Origin of the sequence: Bacillus sp. GbtcB14 (genome assembly GCF_019091205.1) — a bacterium.
GTDB lineage: Bacteria > Bacillota > Bacilli > Bacillales > Bacillaceae_G > Bacillus_A > Bacillus_A cereus_AG.
The window spans coordinates 1-233 of sequence record NZ_JAGXJT010000330.1 but is presented as its reverse complement, the minus strand read 5'-3'; the positions used below and the strand labels follow the sequence as shown (position 1 = coordinate 233).

Below are 233 nucleotides of genomic sequence, written 5' to 3'. Positions count from 1 at the left end.
GGCTACGAGGCGATGACAGAGCTGGTGCGGCGGATGCTGCGTCCGCACAATGCCGAAATTGAAGCATATGAAATTAAAGGATCGTACTGTCCGGGCAGCTACGATCTCAGCATCGGCGGCCGAAAATTCGCGGGAATCTCACAAAGACGCCTGCGGGGCGGAACCGCGGTTCAGATTTACCTCTGCGCCGATAAAAGCGGAAGCGAACGCGCCGAGCTGATCAGACGTTTCTA

1 protein-coding gene is annotated in these 233 nt (G+C 56.7%); it reads left to right on the top strand.

What is annotated here, in order from left to right; translation table 11 throughout:
* Positions 1-233: lipoyl protein ligase domain-containing protein (locus tag KVT31_RS30055; RefSeq protein WP_483297960.1), on the top strand; the 233-nt coding region annotated here is incomplete at both ends.